General features: G+C 69.3%; 17 protein-coding genes and 1 pseudogene. 8 read left to right on the plus strand and 10 right to left on the minus strand.

Features of this window, described 5'->3' with window-relative positions:
* Positions 1–88: 88 nt before the first annotated feature.
* Together EPL03_RS09820 and EPL03_RS09825 are read left to right on the plus strand one after the other, a co-directional pair.
* Positions 89–829 carry an acyl-CoA synthetase family protein gene (locus tag EPL03_RS09820; RefSeq protein ID WP_135829149.1) on the plus strand — a complete coding sequence of 247 codons (741 nt, stop codon included), beginning with the start codon at positions 89–91 and terminating at the stop codon, positions 827–829.
* Between the two features lie 72 nt (positions 830–901).
* On the plus strand, positions 902–1483 hold the full coding sequence (locus EPL03_RS09825) for a GNAT family N-acetyltransferase (protein ID WP_135829150.1): 582 nt from the start codon (positions 902–904) through the stop codon (positions 1481–1483).
* A gap of 17 nt (positions 1484–1500) precedes the next feature.
* Here EPL03_RS09825 and EPL03_RS09830 read toward each other — a convergent pair whose 3' ends face one another.
* The 4 genes from EPL03_RS09830 to dnaJ form a co-directional block, all read right to left on the minus strand.
* A complete protein-coding gene (locus EPL03_RS09830; protein WP_135829151.1) occupies positions 1501–3510 on the minus strand; it encodes an AMP-binding protein in 2010 nt (669 codons plus the stop codon).
* A gap of 120 nt (positions 3511–3630) precedes the next feature.
* Complete coding sequence (locus EPL03_RS09835) at positions 3631–4503, minus strand: hypothetical protein (protein WP_135829152.1); 873 nt, start codon at positions 4501–4503, stop codon at positions 3631–3633.
* Positions 4504–4560: 57 nt separating this feature from the next.
* A complete protein-coding gene (locus tag EPL03_RS09840) occupies positions 4561–5574 on the minus strand; it encodes a CPBP family intramembrane glutamic endopeptidase (RefSeq protein WP_244605241.1) in 1014 nt (337 codons plus the stop codon).
* A 149-nt stretch (positions 5575–5723) separates the two neighbouring features.
* Positions 5724–6878, minus strand: a complete 1155-nt coding sequence (gene dnaJ / locus EPL03_RS09845) for a molecular chaperone DnaJ (RefSeq protein ID WP_135829153.1) — start codon at positions 6876–6878, stop codon at positions 5724–5726.
* A gap of 171 nt (positions 6879–7049) precedes the next feature.
* On the opposite strand from dnaJ, the gene EPL03_RS09850 reads away from it, so the two are divergent.
* Positions 7050–7295 (plus strand): hypothetical protein, encoded by a 246-nt coding sequence (locus EPL03_RS09850; RefSeq protein WP_135829154.1) that lies wholly within the window; start codon positions 7050–7052, stop codon positions 7293–7295.
* 574 nt (positions 7296–7869) lie between these two features.
* Here the strand turns inward: EPL03_RS09850 and EPL03_RS09855 are convergent.
* Positions 7870–8838 (minus strand): annotated as a pseudogene (locus EPL03_RS09855) (WD40/YVTN/BNR-like repeat-containing protein); the annotation flags it as partial.
* A 232-nt stretch (positions 8839–9070) separates the two neighbouring features.
* A complete protein-coding gene (gene dnaK / locus EPL03_RS09860) occupies positions 9071–10969 on the minus strand; it encodes a molecular chaperone DnaK (protein WP_135829156.1) in 1899 nt (632 codons plus the stop codon).
* A 599-nt stretch (positions 10970–11568) separates the two neighbouring features.
* On the opposite strand from dnaK, the gene EPL03_RS09865 reads away from it, so the two are divergent.
* The 3 genes from EPL03_RS09865 (at position 11569) to sppA (ending at position 14152) form a co-directional block, all read left to right on the plus strand.
* Positions 11569–12015 carry a luciferase domain-containing protein gene (locus EPL03_RS09865; protein WP_135829157.1) on the plus strand — a complete coding sequence of 149 codons (447 nt, stop codon included), beginning with the start codon at positions 11569–11571 and terminating at the stop codon, positions 12013–12015.
* Positions 12016–12078: 63 nt separating this feature from the next.
* Positions 12079–12747 carry a nucleotide exchange factor GrpE gene (locus EPL03_RS09870; protein ID WP_135829158.1) on the plus strand — a complete coding sequence of 223 codons (669 nt, stop codon included), beginning with the start codon at positions 12079–12081 and terminating at the stop codon, positions 12745–12747.
* Between the two features lie 421 nt (positions 12748–13168).
* Entirely contained in the window at positions 13169–14152 is a 984-nt protein-coding gene (sppA, locus tag EPL03_RS09875) for a signal peptide peptidase SppA (RefSeq protein WP_135829556.1), read from the plus strand.
* Between the two features lie 21 nt (positions 14153–14173).
* Here sppA and EPL03_RS09880 read toward each other — a convergent pair whose 3' ends face one another.
* A complete protein-coding gene (locus EPL03_RS09880; RefSeq protein WP_135829159.1) occupies positions 14174–15211 on the minus strand; it encodes a sodium:calcium antiporter in 1038 nt (345 codons plus the stop codon).
* A gap of 69 nt (positions 15212–15280) precedes the next feature.
* On the minus strand, positions 15281–17221 hold the full coding sequence (locus EPL03_RS09885; RefSeq protein ID WP_135829160.1) for a beta-CASP ribonuclease aCPSF1: 1941 nt from the start codon (positions 17219–17221) through the stop codon (positions 15281–15283).
* Between the two features lie 377 nt (positions 17222–17598).
* On the opposite strand from EPL03_RS09885, the gene EPL03_RS09890 reads away from it, so the two are divergent.
* Positions 17599–18090, plus strand: a complete 492-nt coding sequence (locus tag EPL03_RS09890; RefSeq protein WP_135829161.1) for a hypothetical protein — start codon at positions 17599–17601, stop codon at positions 18088–18090.
* Between the two features lie 9 nt (positions 18091–18099).
* Here EPL03_RS09890 and EPL03_RS09895 read toward each other — a convergent pair whose 3' ends face one another.
* Both EPL03_RS09895 and EPL03_RS09900 read right to left on the minus strand, forming a co-directional pair.
* Positions 18100–18366 (minus strand): dual specificity protein phosphatase family protein, encoded by a 267-nt coding sequence (locus tag EPL03_RS09895; protein ID WP_135829162.1) that lies wholly within the window; start codon positions 18364–18366, stop codon positions 18100–18102.
* Complete coding sequence (locus EPL03_RS09900; protein WP_135829163.1) at positions 18363–18521, minus strand: dual specificity protein phosphatase family protein; 159 nt, start codon at positions 18519–18521, stop codon at positions 18363–18365. Before EPL03_RS09900 ends, EPL03_RS09895 begins: the two co-directional genes overlap by 4 nt.
* A gap of 68 nt (positions 18522–18589) precedes the next feature.
* Between EPL03_RS09900 and EPL03_RS09905 the strand changes: the two genes are divergently transcribed.
* Entirely contained in the window at positions 18590–19057 is a 468-nt protein-coding gene (locus EPL03_RS09905) for an 8-oxo-dGTP diphosphatase (protein ID WP_135829164.1), read from the plus strand.

The raw sequence follows: 19057 nt of genomic DNA on the forward strand, positions 1-19057 counted from the left end.
AATATTTGGGGTCCGGGTCGCGTTCCGGTCGCCGGCCCGACGGCGGCGAATCGACGCCGCTTTTTCCGCGCCGGACCGAGCCCCGGACATGGACGCTCCGGACGCGGACGCGCTCGGCGACCTCGTCGCCCGGAACCGGCGCTCGGACGACCCCGCACTGGTGGCGGCTCGGACGAACCGGCGGTACGACTACCGTCGGTTCTGCACGACCGCGTGGAAGACCGGCAACTTTTGGCGGCGGCTCGGGGTGCACCGCGGTACCGCGGTCGCGGTCGCAGCCGACCCCGTCCCGGAGCCGGTGTTCGCGCTGTTCGGCGCGGCGCTACTCGGCGCGCGGACCGAGTTCGGACTCCCCGAATCCGCGGCGACGCTCGACGCTCGCCTCGCGGTCGCGGCCCGGGAGGCGGTCGCCGACTACGAACTCCCGCCCGGCGGCCGGCGCGTGGCCTACGGCGGGCCGCCCGACGACCCCGGCGTCGCCCACTTCGAGCGCGACGTCTGGAGCGAGAATCCGGCCTTTCCCGACGCGTCGGTCGACCCGGATTCGGTCGCGCTCGCGGCCGGCGACCGGGCGTTCTCCCACGCCGACCTGCTGTCGGGTGCCCGCCGGGTCGCCGACGAGTGGGCGCTCGAACCGGGCGACGAGGTGGCGGTCCGCGCGTCGCTGGCCGACCCCGGCGCGGTCGTCGCGGGCGTCCTCGCGCCGCTGCTGGCGGGCGCGACGGTGCTGTTGCCCGGCGACGATGCGACCGGCGACGTCGCGGTCGTCGGCGAGGGACGCGCCGACGCGCCCGAGTCGCGGACGCTCGCGGCCGCCGAGTTCCCGTAGCCCGTCACGGCGGGGTCGAATCGCTCGGCTCCGGAGGGAAATCGGTTTACGTCGACGCGAGGAGGTCCCGATATGCCAGGCGTTGCCTTCGAGCGCGGCGAGCGCGTCGCGCTCTACACCGTCGAGCGCGACGACGCGACCGTCTTCCAGCGCGGGCGCAACCACCCCGACCTCCGGGGACCGCTCGGACTGGCCGACCCGACGAACGCCGCGCAGGTCGTCGACACCGTCGAGGACTGGGTCGAGCGCGACGACAGCGCCAACCTGCTGGTCTGTCTGCCCCCCGACGAGTCGAATCCCGAGGCCGCGACCGCCATGGGCGCGGGCGGCGGTCCGACCCCCGTCGGTGCCGTGAACGCGTGGGACCTCGACCGACCCCACGGACAGCTCTCCTACTGGCTGTTCCCCGCGTATCAGGGCGAGGGGTACGCTACCGAGGCGACGACCCTGTTCCTCGATTACCTGTTCGACGCCCGCGAGATTCGGGGCGTCGAGGCGCGCGTGTTCTCGCACAACGACGCCTCGGCCGCCCTGCTCGACCGGCTCGGGTTCACCCGGGAGGGACGCCTCCGGGAGCGCAACTTCGTCGACGGCGCGTACCGCGACGAACTCGTCTTCGGACTGCTCCGCGAGGAGTGGGTCGGGAACGAGTGAGTTTCCGGGGCGAGCGCCTACTCGGCGTCGGCCAGTTCGTCCAGCGCCTCGGGGTTCTCGATGCTGCTCATGTCGCCGAGGTCCTCGCCGGTGTACGTCGCCTCGATGGCCCGCCGGATTATCTTGCCCGACTGGGTTTTGGGGAACTCCTCGACGAACAGGACCTCGCGGGGTCGGAACGGCTTGCCGAGCTCTTGGCCGACCTGCGCGCGCAGCGCCTCCCGGAGGTCGTCGCTCTCGTCGTAGCCGTCGTCGAGGATGACGTAGGCCACCACGGCCTGTCCGGTGGTGTCGTCCGGCACGCCCACGGCGGCGGCCTGATTCACCGCGTCGTGGTCGATGAGCGCGCCCTCGACCTCGGCGGGACCGACCTTGCGACCCGCCACGTTGATGGCGTCGTCGGCCCGGCCGTGGAGGAACCAGAAGCCGTCCTCGTCCTTCTGGGCCCAGTCGCCGTGGTCCCACAGCGGCGGGTCCTCGAAGCTCGACCAGTACTCCGCGAGGTAGCGCTCGTCGCCCGACCAGAGGCTCTTGGTCATCGACGGACAGGAGTCCCGTGCCACGAGGAAGCCCCGCTCGTGGGTGTCGGCGATGGACTCGCCCGACGAGTCCACGACGTCGATGTCCATGCCGAGCCCCGGCCCGCCCAGCGTACAGGGCTTGAGCGACTGGATCGGCATCGGCATGAGAAAGCAGCCCATTATCTCGGTGCCGCCCGAGATGTTGATGATGGGCGCGTCGCCCCCGCCGACCTTCTCGTGGAACCACCGCCAGCTCTCGGGGTCCCACGGTTCGCCGGTCGAGCCCAGCAGTCGGAGCGTCGAGAGGTCGTGGCCCTCCAGCCACTCGTCGCCGTGCTTGCGGAGCGCGCGGATGGCGGTCGGCGAGATGCCGAACACGGTCAGCCCGTGGCGGTCTATCATCTCCCAGAACCGGTCGGGTTCGGGGTGGTCGGGCGCGCCCTCGTACATGAAGATAGTGCCGCCGAACGCGTGGTTGCCGATGAGCGTCCACGGTCCCATCATCCAGCCGATGTCGCTGACCCAGAAAAAGCGGTCGCTGGGCTTGTGGTCGAACCCGAAGTACATCTCCTTGGCGGCCTGCAGCAGCGCGCCGGCGTGGGTGTGGACGATGCCCTTGGGTTTGCCCGTCGTCCCCGAGGAGTACAGCAGCATCGACTCGGCCGAGGAGTCCAGCGACTTGGTGTCGTACTCGTCGGCCCGGGTTGCGACCGCGTCGGCCCACGTCGCGTCGCGGCTCCGCCAGGAGATGGACTCGCTCTCGCTGGAGACGAGCCCGAGTCGCTCGTAGACGACCGTGTGCTCGACGTGGCCGGCCTCGGCGATGGCGTCGTCGGCCGTGCCCTTCAGCCGTACCTCGCTGCCCCGCCGGTAGAAGCCGTCGCCGGTGAACAGCACCGAGCACTCGGCGTCCGCGATGCGGGTCGCGGTCGCGTCCACGCCGAACCCCGAGAAGATGGGGACCGCGATAGCGCCCACCTTGAAACAGCCGTAGAGGATGGCCTGGACCTCGGGCACCATCGGCATGTACAGCCCCACGGTGTCGCCGGTGCCGACGCCGACCGATTCGAGGTAGTTTGCCACCTGGTTCGACTGGCGGGCGAGTTCGTGGTAGGTGGTCTCCCGGACCTCGCCGCCCTCGCCCTCCCAGATGCACGCGACCTTGTTTCGGGTCTCGCTGTCGGGCGCGGCGTGGCGGTCGACCACGTTGTGCGCGGCGTTCAACTTCCCGCCGGGGTACCACTCGGAGAACTGCGGCCCGTCGCTGTCGTCTCGTACTGCGTCGTAGTCCTCGTCGAACTCGATGTCGAGGTAGTCGACGAGTTCGTCCCAGAACCACTCGACGCCCGAGGCCTCCTCGCCGGGCACCTCCGTCGTGGTCCGCTCTATCAGTTCGTCGTAGTCGTCGATGCCGTACTCCTGCATGAACTGGTAGACGTTGGTCGACTCCACGAACTCCTCGCTGGGTTCGTGGACGATTTCGTCGACGTCTTCGAGAGTCTCCATGATCTGAACCTCCTTGCGGCAAGAATCGACCACCAGTACAAAGTAAGTTACCGAAATCCCGTCACCTCGCCCACCCTGCGAGCGAGGCCCGCGTCGGCGGCCTCGCTCCGTTCGCGACCGTCAGGCCTCGCGCGGGGGCAACGCTCGGTCGAGCGCCGCCGCGACTGCCTCGACGTCCGCGACGTCGTCGCGGTCCCGACGCACGTCCCGCAGTCCCCACGCCGACCACCCGGCGCGGTGGACGACCACGGCGTCGTCCGTCACCTCGTAGCTCTCGAACGCCGACCACGGGCGCAGGTGCTTGGCGACCGGATTCCCGGTCAACAGTCCGGCGTCGGTGACCGCGACGGTCCGCTCGGCCAACGCGCCGGTCAGTCCCGCCCCGCCCGCGACCGCGACGTTGAACAGCCATCGGAACGCTTCGAGTTCGGGGACGAGGACCGACGCCGCGAACCCGACCATCCCGCCGACCATCAGCCCGGCCACGGCCCACCTCGCCACTCGCCGGTCGCGCTCGGGGCCGCGTGCCTCGAAGCGGGCGTACTCCTCGGCCGCCGAGACGACCGCCTTCGCGTGGCGGTTGCGGGCCGCGACCGCCAGTCCCATGCCGACGAACACGCCGCCCAGCGCCGCGAGCATCGAGACGGCCAGAACGCTGCCCGGCACGCCACCGTTCGGAATCGCGACGACCAGGGCCACGGCGTAGCCGGCGGGGACGACCGTCCCGAGCCACACCCACGGCGTCGACCCGAGGCCGACTGCGAGTCGCTCGGAGCGCGCGAGGTAGCCCACGACCGCCACGGTCGCGGCGACGCTCGCGAGCAGGACCGGGTACAGCGTCGCTCCGTCGGTGGTCACGCCGAGCGCGACCGCCGCGACGGCCGTCGGCGCGACCAGCACGGCGGCGTACAGCCCCACGAGAACGCCGAAGAACTCGTCGGTCCCGTCGAGCGGGAGGTCGGCGACTTCGCGGCGGTCGGTCTCGACTGCCATCGTCGGTAGTTGTCCGCGTTCCCTGAAAAGCGTTCGCACGCCAGTCCTCCCGGCGTCTCACGCCCACTCGATGCCCAATCCCTCGTGGACGGCGAACTCCAGCGCGTTGACCACGTAGTGGGCGACCACCACGACCAGCAGGCTCCCGGTGAGGACGTAGGCGGCCGCGAGCGCGAACCCGAGCGCGCCGGTCACGACGATTCCGCCGGGCCCCTGCGCGCCGTGGCCCGCCGCGAACGCGACGGTCGAGGCGACCGCGAGCAGCCACGGGGAGACGCCGAACCCGGTCGCGAACGCGCCGATCAACGCCGCGCGAAAGAGAAGTTCCTCGAACCCCGCGATGACCGGCAACACGACCCCGAGCAGGACCACCCATCCGCCGGTCGAGTCGGGCGCGAGCGAGTCCCGGACGCTCTCGGCGTACTCCACCCCGGCGGCGTCGAGGGCAGCGGCCGCCAGCTCGTCGGCGACGTACAGCGCCACCCCGACGGCGACGCCGAGTCCGACCGCCGGGAGGCCGGCGTTCCACGCCGCGCCCGGAACGACGCCGAGCGCCGACAGCGGGACGTTCCCGAGCCATATCGCGCCGACCAGCACAGCACCGAACAGCCCCTGACTCACCGCGACGTTGAGTAGCAACGCGGCGGGCGAGAGGTCGAGTCGCCGGACGTCGGCGTCGGTCCGACTGGTGTCGCCCCCGGCGCGCCGAGCGTCGGCTTCCGCCGGGTTCTCTCCCCACGGCGACGCCTCGGCGTCGGTCACCTCCACGCCGGCGTCATCGGCCCACGGACTCCCGTCTTCCGGTCGGTCGGCCTCGTCGTCGAGAACCTCGCGCTCGATGCGCTCGGCCCGCGACAGGCCGGTGTCCCGGTGGCGCTCGATTCGGGCCGCACCGGTCGCGGGGACCTCCGGCGATTCGCGGTCGCGGGTCCCGGCTCGCTCCGCCTGGCCGTCCTCACCGTCCGCGGGGTCGTCGAACATCGCCTCGGAGGCACGCGCGAGGAGAATCAGGAGCCCGAGGACCAGCAGCGTCACGGCGGCGAACGACTCGTACATCGGCGCTGGTGCCATCGGTTCGGCGTAGGGAGCCCGACGACAAAAATCGGTGGTTCGAGAAGCGGGTCGGGGAACGATGCCCGTTCAGCGAACGAGCCCGTAACGTCGTCGGGAGCCGGGCGCGCGTCTCGTCGCGCGCCCCGCGACCGCAGCAAAAGGTCGTCTTAGAAGGAGTTCTTTATCTTCTCGAAGAAGCCCTCGTCGACGCTTATCTCCTCGCCGCCGGCCTCGGCGAACCGTTCGAGGGCCTCCTGCTGCTCGTCGTTGAGGCTCTCGGGCGTGACGACCTGCACCTGCACGTAGAGGTCGCCGTGGCCCCGCCGCCGGAGCCGCGGCATCCCCTTGCCCTTGAGCCGGAAGCGCTCGCCGCTCTGGGTGCCGGCGGGCACGTCCATCTCGACCGTCCCGTCGAGGGTCGGGACCTCGACCGTGTCGCCGAACGTCGCCTGCGGGAACGAGATGGGGTGTTGGTGGTGGAGGTCGTCGTCGTCGCGCTCGAAGTCCGGGTGGTCCTCGACAGCGACCTCGATGAGCAGGTCGCCGTTGGGTCCGCCGTTGGGTCCGGGCGCGCCCTCCCGCTCCATCTGGAGGGTCTGGCCCGACTGGATGCCCGCGGGCACCTCGACCGACAGGGTCGCCTCCCGCCGGACGGTCCCGTCGCCGCCACAGTCCGAACAGGTCTCGCTGTAGATTTCGCCCTCGCCGCCACACCGCCGGCAGGTCTGGGTCTGCTGGACGCGGCCCAGCGGCGTCTGCTGGACCTGCGTGACCTGCCCGCGACCGTTGCACTCCTGGCAGGTCCGGGAGTCGGTTCCCGGCGGGTGGCCCTCGCCGTCGCAGGTGTCACACCGCTCGGGCCGCCGGACGCTGACCTGCTTCTGGACGCCCTCGTAGGCCTCTTCGAGGTCGATGGTCAGTTGCGTCCGGAGGTCTTGTCCCTGCTGCGGGCGGTTGGACTGGCGACCGCCGCCGAAGAACTGCTCGAAGATGTCTCCCATGCCGCCGCCGCCCATGCCTCCGAAGGGGTTCTGCCCGCCCATGCCGCCGGCCCCGCCAGCGCCGCCGCGACCGCCGTCGAAGCCGCCGCGCTTCTGGGCCTGCTCGAACCGCTCGTGACCCATCTGGTCGTAGGCCTGGCGCTTTTCCTCGTCGGTCAGCACTTCCTTGGCCGTCTGGAGCTTCTTGAACTTCTCCTCGGCGTCCGGGTCGTCGCTCACGTCCGGATGGTACTCGGTAGCCTTCTCGCGATAGGCCGCCTTGATATCGTCCTCGTCGGCGTCCCTGCTCACGCCGAGTATCTCGTAGAAGTCCTCGCTCATTGGTTGTCGTTCCGTAATCGGTTCTGCCACTTGAAGGAACGGGTTTCCGGGAGTTGGCGGCCCAGCCCCGGTCGAGGGTAACCGTCGGCGACGTCGCTCGACCAGTTATATGAAAATACATAGACTAAAAATTTATGTATCTGAAGTATAGTTCTTATTCTGGGTTAGACGATGAACTACAGACGATTCGCGATCACGCTCGTCGTCACGCTGAGTCTCCTGACCGCCGGTACGGGCGCGGTGTCGGCCGCCGACGCTGGCACGGACAAGTGCATGCCAGCTCAGGACGTCCCGACGACCGACTCCGGCGCGGGTGCGCAGGGCTGTACGCCGCCGCCGTGCGCGTACCTCTGTGACGACGTGCGGGCGAACGACCGCGTGAACGACGGTGGCCCGAGCGGCGGCCACCTGGCGTAAACCAGACCGGGAACGAGAACCGCGGCGGTACTCTCCCGCCCCCGATTCTCGCCGGGAGAGGCCGCTCCCGACAATCAGCGTCGCCGCAGTCGCGTCACGAGTTGACGTTGGTGACCGCGAAGTGGAACGTCTCCTGAGTGTCGTCGCCGTACTTCAGCGTCGCACCGACGTAGCTGCCGGCGGGCCTATCCGCGACGGGGTCGACGGTCAGCGCGACGTTCCCGCCGTCGTACTCTCCGAAGTCGACCTGACCGCTGGTACCCGGAGCGAGGGTGGCGGTGGCGTCCAGCGCCCGCAGCGCGTCGTCGGCCGGGAAGCCGGTCGCGTCGTCGGCACTGCCGTTCACGTCGCCCGCGATGGTCACCTCGGCTCCGGAGCGCTCGATGGTGGAGACGCCCACGTCGGTTTCAAGCGCGAACTCCTCGACGGTGACCGACTCCTCGCCGACGTTCTCGATGGTGAAGGTCAGACTCTCCGACTCGCTGGTCTGGGCCGAGACGCGACCGATGCGACCGGCGTCGCCGGACTGTCCCCCGCCGCCGCTGCCGGGGTCGGCGTCGGCGTCCGGATTCGTCTCGACGATGGTGCCGGATGCGCCGACGGCGATATCGTTGTTCGAGGCGTCGACGATGGCCTTGAGCCCCTGGCTGGTGGGCGTGTCGTCCTGGGACCACTGGCCGTTCGCCCGGTCGAACACCGCGCCGCCGTTGCCGACGACGTAGCCGTCGCCGCCCTCCAGCTCCACGTCGCGGAGTCCGGCCTCACCGAGCGTCTCCGAGGTCCACGTCGGTACGCCCTGGTCGTCGAGGGCGTAGTGGTAAACCGTGCCGCTGCCGGCCGCGACCCCCACGTCGTACTCGCCGTCTGAGTCGACGCCGTAGAGGGACACGTCGGCGTCGGCGATACCAATCCGGTTCCAGGAGGCTCCGTCCGCCGTGTGGAACACCTTCGCGTTGCCGTTGACGAGGTGGCCGGACTTCTCGCCGTAGAAGTCGATGGCCTTCAACGCGTTGCCCTGACCGACCGAGGCGGCGTTCCAGGTACCGCTCGCACCGTTGCCGAACGAGTAGTGGACGCTGCCGGAACCGCCGGCGACGTAGACGTTGGCGTCGCCCTTCGGCCCGGTGACGGCGATGTCGCTGAAGTTGTTGGTCACGTCGTTGGGCGCGGAGTGGTCGACGAGGCTGCCGGTCTCGACGTCGTACTCACCGATGGCGCCCGAGGACCCGGCGAACCAGAGTCGCTTGCCGTCGTCGGTCACGTCGGCACCGTAGAGGCTGTTACCGTTGCTGGTCGGGCCGCTCTGGAGGACCGTCGTCCAGCCCTGCTCGGTGCGCTCGACGACGATGCCGCCGCCGCCGACCGCGAACTCGTTCCGGTCCGTCTTCGCAACGTCCCACAGCGTCACGTCGACGGGGCTGGTGACGGACTCCCACGGGGCCGTCTCGGCGGCCGTCGGCATCGCGCCGACGGTTGCTACCGCTGCTATCCCACCGCTCGCCTGCAGGAACTCTCGTCGCGTCGTATTCTGTTCTCTACGCATACTACGTTCAACACTCGGTAGTAGTATCTTTTTAATTTTTTGGCAGCGTAATATATTGTGGAACCTTCCCACGGCTCGGGGTCTGGCGGCGTTCTTCCATCACGACACACCACCGACGAGACACGCTCGGCGACCCATCGTGGGGTAGACGCGGCCGGGACCCGCAAGAGGCAGGCCCGAGGCTATCGAGCGAAAGCGTCGGAGAAACCGGGGTCGGCCCGCCCGACCAGTGCTACTCGTCCTCGTCGTCGACGTCCTCGAAGTCGGCGTCGACGTAGTCGTCGTCGCCGGGTTCCGCACCGCCGGGACCGGCCTGACCCCCCATGCCGCCGGCCGCGCCGCCGGGGCCAGCGCCGGCCGCACCAGCGCCGCCGGCACCGGCCTGGGCCTGCTGTTGGTACATCTGCTTGCCGATCTCCTGTAGCTCCTCGCTCAGGGACTCGGTGGCGTCTTCGATATCGTCCTTGGTCGCGTCCTCGTCCTCGAGGACCGCCTCGACGCTCTCGATCTCGGCCTCGATGTCGGCGCGCAGGTCGTCGTCGACGTTCTCCTCGTTCTCGTCGAGCAGGGTGTGGGCGCGCTGGACCGCGCTCTCGGCCTCGTTGCGGGCCTCGATGCGCTCGCGGCGCTGCTGGTCCTCCTCGGCGTGCTGTTCGGCCTCCTGTTGCATCTGCTCGATCTCGTCGTCGGAGAGGCCGGCACCGCCCTCGATGGTGATCTCCTCCTGGTTACCGGAGCCCTGGTCCTCGGCCGAGACGTTGACGATGCCGTTCTCGTCGATGTTGAACGCGACCTCTATCTGGGGCGTGCCGGCGGGCGCGGGCGGGATGCCGGTCAACTGGAACTCGCCGAGCAGTTCGTTCTCCTCGGCGATCTCGCGCTCGCCCTGGAACACGCGGACCTGCACCGAGGTCTGGTTGTCGGCGGCCGTGGTGAACACCTTCGACTCCTCGGTCGGGATGGTGGTGTTCTTGTCGATGAGCCGCTCGAACAGCCCGCCCTTGACCTCGATGCCCAGCGAGAGGGGCGTCACGTCGAGCAACACGATGTCGTCGACGTCGCCCGCGAGGACGCCGCCCTGGATGGCCGCGCCCAGCGCGACCGCCTCGTCGGGGTTGACGTTCTTCTTGGGCTCCTGGTTCGTCATCTCCTCGACCTTCTCCTGGACCTGTGGCATCCGCGTCGAGCCGCCGACCAGGATCACTTCGTCGATGTCGGACTTGTCGTAGCCCGCGTCCTGGAGGGCCTGCTCGGTCGGGCCGACCGTGCGCTCGATGAGGTCGGCGGTCAGGCTCTCGAACTTCGCGCGGGTGAGGCTGTCTTCGAGGTGGACCGGACCCTCGTCGGTCGCCGTGATGAACGGCAGGTTGATTTCGGTCTCCTTGCGCGAGGAGAGTTCGATCTTGGCCTCCTCGGCCGCGTCCTTCAGGCGCTGGAGCGCCTGCCGGTCCTCGCGGAGGTCGATGTTGTGGTCGTTCTCGAACTCGTCGGCCAGATAGTCGATGACGGCCTCGTCCCAGTCGTCGCCCCCGAGGTCGTTGTCGCCGTTGGTGGCGACGACCTCGTAGACGCCGCCGCCCAGGTCGAGGATGGAGACGTCGAAAGTGCCCCCGCCGAGGTCGTAGACGAGGACCGTCTGGTCGGACTCGTCGTCGAGCCCGTACGCCATCGACGCGGCGGTCGGCTCGTTGACGATGCGCTCGACCTCGAACCCGGCGATCTCGCCGGCGTCCTTGGTGGCCTGGCGCTGCTTGTCGTTGAAGTAGGCGGGCACCGTGATGACCGCCTTCTCCACGTCGTCGCCGAGGTACTCCTCGGCGTCGCGCTTTATCTTCTGGAGTATCATCGCCGAGATCTGCTCGGGCGTGTACTCCTCGCCGTCGACCTCGACGGTGTAGTCGTCCTCGCCCATGTGGCGCTTGATCGACTGGATCGTGCGCTCGGGGTTCTGGACCGCCTGATTCTTCGCCGGCTTGCCGACGAGACGCTCGCCGTCGTCGAACGCGACGACCGAGGGCGTGGTGCGGTCGCCCTCGCCGTTGACGATTATCTCCGGGTCGCCGCCCTCCATCACCGCGAACGCGCTGTTCGTGGTCCCGAGGTCGATTCCCAGAATCTTGTTACTCGCCATCTTGTTCGGTATTTGCGCGTTCTGACCTTTAAGCCTTGCTAGTCCGGGCGTGAGCCGCCAGCGAGCTGCCTCGGCGCTTTCTTGCGGTTTCCTGTCGGGGCGTGTCCACGGATGCCATACTTATATATCCGACCGCAATTCGACCGGTCGATTCGGGGTTGGTGGTCGAGTGCGTCGACTCAATTCCGGACTTTCGCTCGCTGACTTGCTTTTCCACGTCGGCGCGCGATGGCGCGCCTTCTTGCCGCGCCAATTCGCGCGAGGGAGGCGAGCGCGTCGTCGGGAGCGAAGCGACCGACTGCTCGTCGGACGCGGATTGTCCGACGGCGTTCAGGCGCTCGCCGAGGCTGGGGCGGCGTGAGGTCCGCCGTCGCGGTGCGGATGCGGGTGCGGTGCGGTTACGGGACGGTGCGGATGCCCTCGGTGGACTGAACTGCACGCGAGCGCGCCGAGGGCTTTCGAGGCTGTGTTTGCGTCGCAGTTGTTGCTGAGCGTGCCGAGGGCGTTCAAGACTCCATCACACTGCCCCATCCGACCCCGATTCCACCGACGGGCACGCAGGTTAAGTTTCCGGGCGGCGTCCGTCCACTCGACCACTCATGGGGGACGTAGACAAGCGCGAGGCGGCCCGCCTCGTCGACCGCGTCATCGAGCAGGTGGCGGCGTGGCCCCACGTCAACACCGAGGAACACCGCTTCGAGGGCCGGGAGTTCACGCTCGGCCCGCGCGAGGTCGGCCACGTCCACCGCTGGGGCATCGTGGACGTGCCGTTCATCGAACGCCTGCGCGAGCAACTCGTCGCGGAAGGCAAGACTGGCGAACATCACGTCGTCCCGGAATCGGGGTGGACGACCTGCTACGTCGAGACCGAGGCCGACGTCGAGCGGTGCGTGTGGCTGTTGCGGCTGTCGTACCTCTATCACGTCGCCACGCTCAAGCGGACGCCCGCAGGGGCGGAGACGTTCGCGGCGGTGGACGTGAGCGAGGAACTGGCGGCGTTGGACGTGAGCGAGGAGATACGGACGGCGTTCGAGGAGCGGGAGTAATCGTGGGGACGCGTTCGATACGGATTCTGAATCCTTAAACGCGCCCGCCCGTTTGTATCGGATATGACCGACGAGGAAGCCACCGAGCAGGTGCGAGCCGACGCCGAGGAACCCGCGGCCGACGCGGAGCGAGCCGACGAGGACGCCGAGGAGCACTCGGACGCGGACGCGCTCGGGCCGACCAGCACCAGGCTCGTCGCGGAAGTCGCCACGGCGGACGCCGAACTCGCGACCGACCTCGAAGCCCACCTCGGGGACCTCGAAGCCGACCGGGACGACGCCGAGGCGCGCGCCGACGACCTCGAATCCAAGCTCAAGCGCGAGCGGGCCGACTTCCAGAACTACAAGAAGCGCGCGAAAAAGCGCCAGGAGCAGCTGAAAGACCGCGCCACGGAGGACCTCGTCGAGAACCTGTTCGACGTTCGGGACAACCTCGTGCGCGCGCTCGACGCCGACCACGACGACGTCGAGAGCCTCCGCGAGGGCGTCGAGATGACCCTCGACGAACTCGACCGCGTGTTCGCCGAGGAGAACGTCGACGAGATCGCGCCCGACCCCGGCACTGAGACCGACCCCCAGCGCCACGAGGTGATGATGCAGGTCGACAGCGACCAACCAGAGGGGACGGTCGCGGACGTCTACCAGCCCGGCTACGAGATGGACGACAAGGTGCTTCGGGCCGCGCAGGTGACCGTGAGCGAGGGCGGGGACGACTCGGATTCGGCGGAGTAGTTCGGAGCGACGGTTTGGGAACCCCCGCTCGCTACGTCTTCGAGACGTTGAAACGCGGGCGAACGCCGTCGAGAACGACGCCCCGAAAGCCCCGCCCGCTCGCCGCCGTCGGAAGCGAGTTCCGACGAGCCCTCGTTCACATCCACTCACGAGGACCTCGGACGCTGGCGCGGTCATGAACGACCGCCCCAGCGCGCGCCGACGTGGAAAAGCAACTCAGCGCGCGCCGACCGACGACGAGGACCACCAGCGCGGTCCCAGGGCGTTACGAAAGAGGTCGGGCTGAACACCTGAACGCCGCCTCTGCCGGCGGGCGAAGCCTTAACGCCCCGCGCCGCCACAGACGAAGGTATGCAGTGCATCGAGGTGGAAGACGGTGGCCGATAGGTCCCCGGTCGCACTGGTCGCACAGAGTCTCGCCATGGTGGTCGGCGTGGCCGCGGCGGTCGCGCTGGGATGGGTCCTGTTCGTGGACGTGCCCGACGGGAACCTCGCGCGACTGCTGGGCGTCGTGCTGGCGCTCCTCGCTGGCGCGCTCGGCGCGCGGACCGCCGGCCGAATCGCGTCGACCCAGTTCGCGCCCTACGACGTGGCCGAGGTGGCGGTCGAAGGGGCCATCACCCGCGACGGCGGCGGCGGCCGACTCCCGACGTCGACCGGCGGCACCCCCGCCGACGATATCGTCGAGCAGATCGAGGCGGCCGACGCCGACGACGCCGCGCGAGCGCTCCTGCTGAAGCTCAACACGCCCGGCGGCGAGGTTGTTCCCAGCGACGACATCAGGCTCGCGGCCGAGCGCTTCGACGGCCCCACGGTCGCGTACGCCACCGACACCTGCGCCAGCGGCGGTTACTGGATCGCCAGCGGCTGCGACGCCATCTACGCCCGCGAGGGGAGCGTCGTCGGCAGCATCGGCGTCATCGGCTCGCGAGTCAACGCATCCGAGCTGGCCGACACGGTCGGACTGGAGTACGAGCGCCTCGCGGCCGGCGCGTACAAGGACGCCGGCACGCCGCTGGCGGAGATGAGCGACGACGAGCGCGAGTACCTCCAGGGAATCGTCGACGGCTACTACGAGGAGTTCGTCGACCGCGTGACCGACGGCCGCGACCTCAGCGACGAGCAGGTCCGGGACACCGAGGCGCGCGTCTACCTCGGCGAGGACGCCGAAGCCATCGGGCTGGTCGACGAGCTCGCGACGAGGGAAGGAGTCGAAGACCGGCTCGCCGCCGACCTCGGCGAGGAGGCGGTCGAGGTCCGGGAGTTCGAACCGGACCGCGGCGTCGTAGAGCGGTTGCGGGGCGGCTCGCAGGCGGTCGCGTACGCGTTCGGCGCGGGCGTCGCCAGCGCCGTCGCGGGCGGGGACGGCTCGGGCGCGGACGGCTTCGAGTTCGAGTTGCGGTGAGCGTCGGGGCGCTGCCGTCGGTCACACGCTCCGAATCAGGTCGGTGACGCCGACGGTTTCGGCGACGACCCAGCCCACGAACAGGAGATAGGACAGCAACAGCGCGTACGACTCGCCGGTGGTCAGCGTGAGGTCGGTCCGCAGGACGACGAACAGCAGGATGGTCGCGAGCGTCAGCACGCCCATCATCGGGACCGCGACCGCGAAGTTGACGGGCGCGCTGCCCGCGATGAACACGCCGACCGGAATCGCGACGAGCAGGTCGAACGTGTTCGAACCCAGCACGTTCCCCAGGCTGGTCGCGCCGTTGCCTCGCCGCGCCGCCCGGACGCTGACCAGTGCGTCCGGGAGGCTCGTCGCAGCGGCGACGATGGTGACGCCCGCGAGGAACTCAGGGATGGCGAACGTGTGGCTCAGCCCCTCGACCGCGCCAACGAGTTGCTCGACCGCCACCAGGATGACGAGGAGTCCGACGGCCAGTTTCGCCCAGTGTCCGAGTATCGAAACGTCGCCGGAGGCGGCTTCGGCCTCGTGGTCCTGGACGTCCTGCCACTGGATGAAGACGTACAGACCGTACAACAACAGCGGGATGGCCGCCAGCGGTCGCACCAGTCGCCCGCCCAGCGCCGGCTCGCCCGCCGTCGGGAAGTAGATGACCGCCAGCGCGAACGTGACCAGCAGCGCCGAGACGGCGACCATGTAGAACTGGGCCTCCTTGTAGACGATGGCCCGGCTCGACTCGACCGGGTCGCCCGTCGTAATCCCCGAGAGGCCGGGAACGACGAGGATGTTGAAGATGGCCGAGCCGACGATGGCTCCGACGCCCATGTCGAACGAGCCCGCGAGCGCGGTGAAGACGACGCTCGCCAGTTCGGGGAAGCTCGACCCGACCGCGACCACGACCGAGCCCTGGATCACCGCCGGGAGCCCGTAGTACGTCGAGAGGTGTTCGGCCGAGCGTTCGAGCCAGCCGCTACCGAACCAGACGAGCCCGGTCGCGACAGCGACGACGGCGACGTTGGCGACCGGCGTGTTCGGGACGAGACCGTCGAGCGCCATCGAACCGACCAACCCAATCGGGCGACAAAATACGTTCGCTTCCGGTCGCGGCGCGGGCGTCGGGCCGCGTCACTTGAACCGGAACGTCTCCAGGTTCTTCGGCGCGAACGTCCGCATGTTGAACTCGTGGTACAGCGCCGACGAGAGGTCCTGCACGCTCGACTCGTCGCCGTGGACGCACAGCACCTTCTCGGGGCGGGGACTCATCGTCTTCACGAAGTTCATCAGCCCCTGCCGGTCGGCGTGGCCCGAGAAGCCGTCGACCGTCTCGACGTCGACGTTGAGCGTCAGGGTGTTGTTCCGGCCGCCCCGGCCGCCCGAGTGGCCGGTCGCGCTCGTCGGAATCTCGTCCCAGCCGTTCTGGATGCGCCGGCCGAGCGTCCCCTGGGCTTGATAGCCGACGAACGCCAGCGTGGAGTCGGGGTCGCCGCCGACGTGTTCGAGCCACGACATTATCGGGCCCCCCGTCACCATCCCGGACGTCGAGAGGATGATGCAGGGGTCGCCGTCGGCGACCTCCTGACGCTCGTCCTCGCCGCCGTCGATGTGGTTGAACTGGTCGGCGAGGAAGGGGTTCTCGTCCTCGTGGAAGATGCGGTCCCGGAGGTCGTCCCGGAGGTACTCGGGGTAGGTGGTGTGGATGGCGGTCGCCTCCCATATCATGCCGTCGAGGTGGACCGGCATCTCGGGAACGTCGCCCTCGCGCATCGCCTCTTCGAGGACGAGCATGAGCTCCTGGGAGCGACCCACCGCGAACGCGGGGATGAGGACCTTCCCGCCCCGCTCGTACGTCTCGTTGATGACCTCCTTGAGCTTGCGCTCGGAATCCTCCTGGTCGGTCTGGTAGTCGTTGCGACCGCCGTAGGTCGACTCGAAGACGAGGGCTTCGACCCGCGGGAAGTCGTTGACCGCGCCGTTGAACAGCCGGGTGTCGTCGTAGTGGATGTCCCCGGAGAAGGCGACGTTGTACAGGCCGTCCCCGATGTGGAAGTGCGCGATCGAGGAGCCGAGGATGTGGCCCGCGTTGTGGAGCGTGAGCTTCACGTCGGGCGCGATGTCGGTCACGTCGCCGTATTCGAGCGGGATGGTGTGCTTGATGGTCTCGCGGACCATCTCCGAATCGTACGGCGGCGCGCGGCCCTCCTTGGCGGCCACGTCGAGGTAGTCGAGCTGGAGCAGTCCCATCAGGTCCCGGGAGGGCTCGGTGGTGTAGATGGGACCGTCGTAGCCGTACTTGAACAGCAGGGGCAACAGCGCCGAGTGGTCGAGGTGGGCGTGGGTGAGCACCACCGCGTCGATGGTGTTCGCGCCAGCACCGAGCGCCTCCTCGACCTGGAGGTAGGGCACCTCGCCCTCCGCGCCGGGCTTGTCGCCGCAGTCGACGAGGACGCGGGTCTCGGGCGTCGAGAGGATGAAGGAAGCGCGGCCGACCTCCCGACAGCAGCCAAGCGTGGTCACGCGGACGTACTCCTCGTCGTCGGCCATCTTCTCGCGGTGAATCTGGCGGCCCACCTTCTCCAGGATGTCCCGGCGCTCGTCGCGCTCCTGCTTGAGGAAGTTCCGGACGTTCGAGACGGTCGAGGACTCGATGGGCGGCGTGCGGACCACCTCGGGCGTCCAGCCGACCTCCTGGGTTATCTCGCGCAGCGTCGAGCCGTGCTTGCCGATGACCATGCCGGGCTTCTCGGCCTCGATGACGACCTCGCCGGTGTCGGCGTGGAAGTCGAGGTCGGTCACGCCCGCCTCGTCGGGGACGACCCGCCTGATGTCGTCGCGGGCGTCGCTGGGCCGCGACAGCACGTCCGGGTCGGGCCGGACGGTGATGCGCTTGCGGAGCTGGCTCGCCAACTGCCGGACGAGGTCGCCGTTCCGGGCGAACCTTTTGGGGTCGCGCGTGTACACGACCAGTTCCGGCCCCTCGTACGTCACGTCCGACACCGAGATGTCGCTCGGTAACTCGCTCGTGATCTCTGCTCGCAGGTCCTCTAACTGTTGGTCTACGTTACTCATAGTGAAAAAGTCGCTCCGTCTGTGGGCCGTGTCTGCGCTCCGCAGTCCCGTCCGCCGGTCGGGCGGAATCTCGGTCCGCCGGTCGGGCGGGATTCCGGTCCGCCGGTCGGGCGGAACCCCGGACTACCTCGTCCGGGGGGCTCGAATCGGTCGTACCGCCGTGGGGACTACGATGCGAAGTACAACACAGCATAGATTTTTCCGCGGGATGTGGTAACTCGCGCGCGGCGAGTCGTCCGCGTCCCCGGGTCCACCGGGGATGACGGGACGCTCGTTCGGGGACGCAGGAAAACCCGCTTGGTCGGTAATACTCCCCGGCGTTATAAAAGCCTTCCCAAAGCGGACGACCCAAGCCCCCGGGGCCCGTCGCCCGGCGCATGCGCGTGACACCGGAGACGGTCGCCGAGGAGTACGAGTGGGTTCGCGAGCGCGACGACGCGGTCGTCGCGCTCGTCAACGACGTGCGCGACCACCTGGGCGACCTGTTCGACGCCGACGTGGACGCAGTGGCCGCCGGCCAGTACCGGGAGGAGGTCGACGCCGTCTTCGCTGACGGCGACCGCGCGGTCAACGTCGCCGCGCTGGTCGCCATCCTGCGGGAGTTGGACGTGGCCGACGACTACCCCGGGTTCGTGGTGGACGAGCTCCTCGGGCGCGAGCTCGCGGGGACCGTCGCCGGAACCCAGCCGTTGCGACTGCTGGGCGAGGCCACGTTCCACGTCGCGGACGTGCACGCCCACGGCGACCCGAGCGACGCCGCGGGCGCGGACGACCTCGACGCCGCCCTCGCGGCGGGGTTCCAGACCAGACTGCCGGGCTGGGACTGGACCGAGGCCAGGAGTCCCTTCGCGGTGAGGGACCGAGAGTAGCCCGGATACTCACCCGAGGACGTCGACTGCCGCCTGGGCCCGGGAGACGAGCGCCGGGTGCGGGTCGGCTTCGGGCCGGGACGCCCGGACCTCGGCGAGTGCGGTCTCGACCGAACAACCCCGGCGAACCGCGAGCGCGGCGGCCGCGACCGCCGGACTGCGGGAGCTCCCCCGCGAACAGTGGACCAGCACGGTCTCGTCGTCGCCGAGCGCGGCCACGACCGCCTCGACCGCCCGCCGGAAGGCTTCGGAGTCGTTTCGCGGCCCGTCCATCATCGGCGCGTCGACGACGACGCGGCGTCGGGATAGCCGCCGGCCGGCGGGTCGTGGGTGAGCGCACAGACCGTAGTAACTCCGGCCGCCCGCTGGCGGGACGCGTCGGCGGCCGCCTCCGCGCTCCCGACGAACAACCCCGGCGCGATGCGGTCCATGCGTGAGGGCTCTCGGTCGCGGTGCTTAACCCTCGGGTTTTTGCTCCCCTCGGGCCCACGGACCGAGTATGCAACCCGCGACGCTGTGTTACCTCCTGCGGCCCGACGACGAGGAGGTCCTGCTCATCCGGAAGAAGCGCGGCCTCGGCGAGGGAAAACTCGTGGGGCCCGGCGGCAAGGTCGAGGACGGCGAGACGCCCCGCGAGTGCGTCGTCCGCGAGGTCGAGGAGGAGGTCGGCGTGACCCCGCGCGACCCCGAGAAGGTCGGCGAGTTCGAGTTCGTGTTCGGGGCGGACGCGGAGATGTTCGTCCACGTCTTCCGCGCCGAGGCGTTCGCGGGCACCCCGACCGAGAGTCCGGAAGCCGACCCCGCGTGGTTCGACTACGACGCCGTGCCCTACGACGAGATGTGGGAAGACGACCGCTACTGGTTCCCGTACCTGCTCGACGGCGAGAGCTTCGCGGGCGAGTTCGTCTTCGACGACGAGGGCGAGGAACTTCGGGACTGGGCGGTCGAGACGGGCGTCGAGTGGTGA

This window comes from Halorussus halobius (assembly GCF_004765805.1).
Taxonomy (GTDB): domain Archaea; phylum Halobacteriota; class Halobacteria; order Halobacteriales; family Haladaptataceae; genus Halorussus; species Halorussus halobius.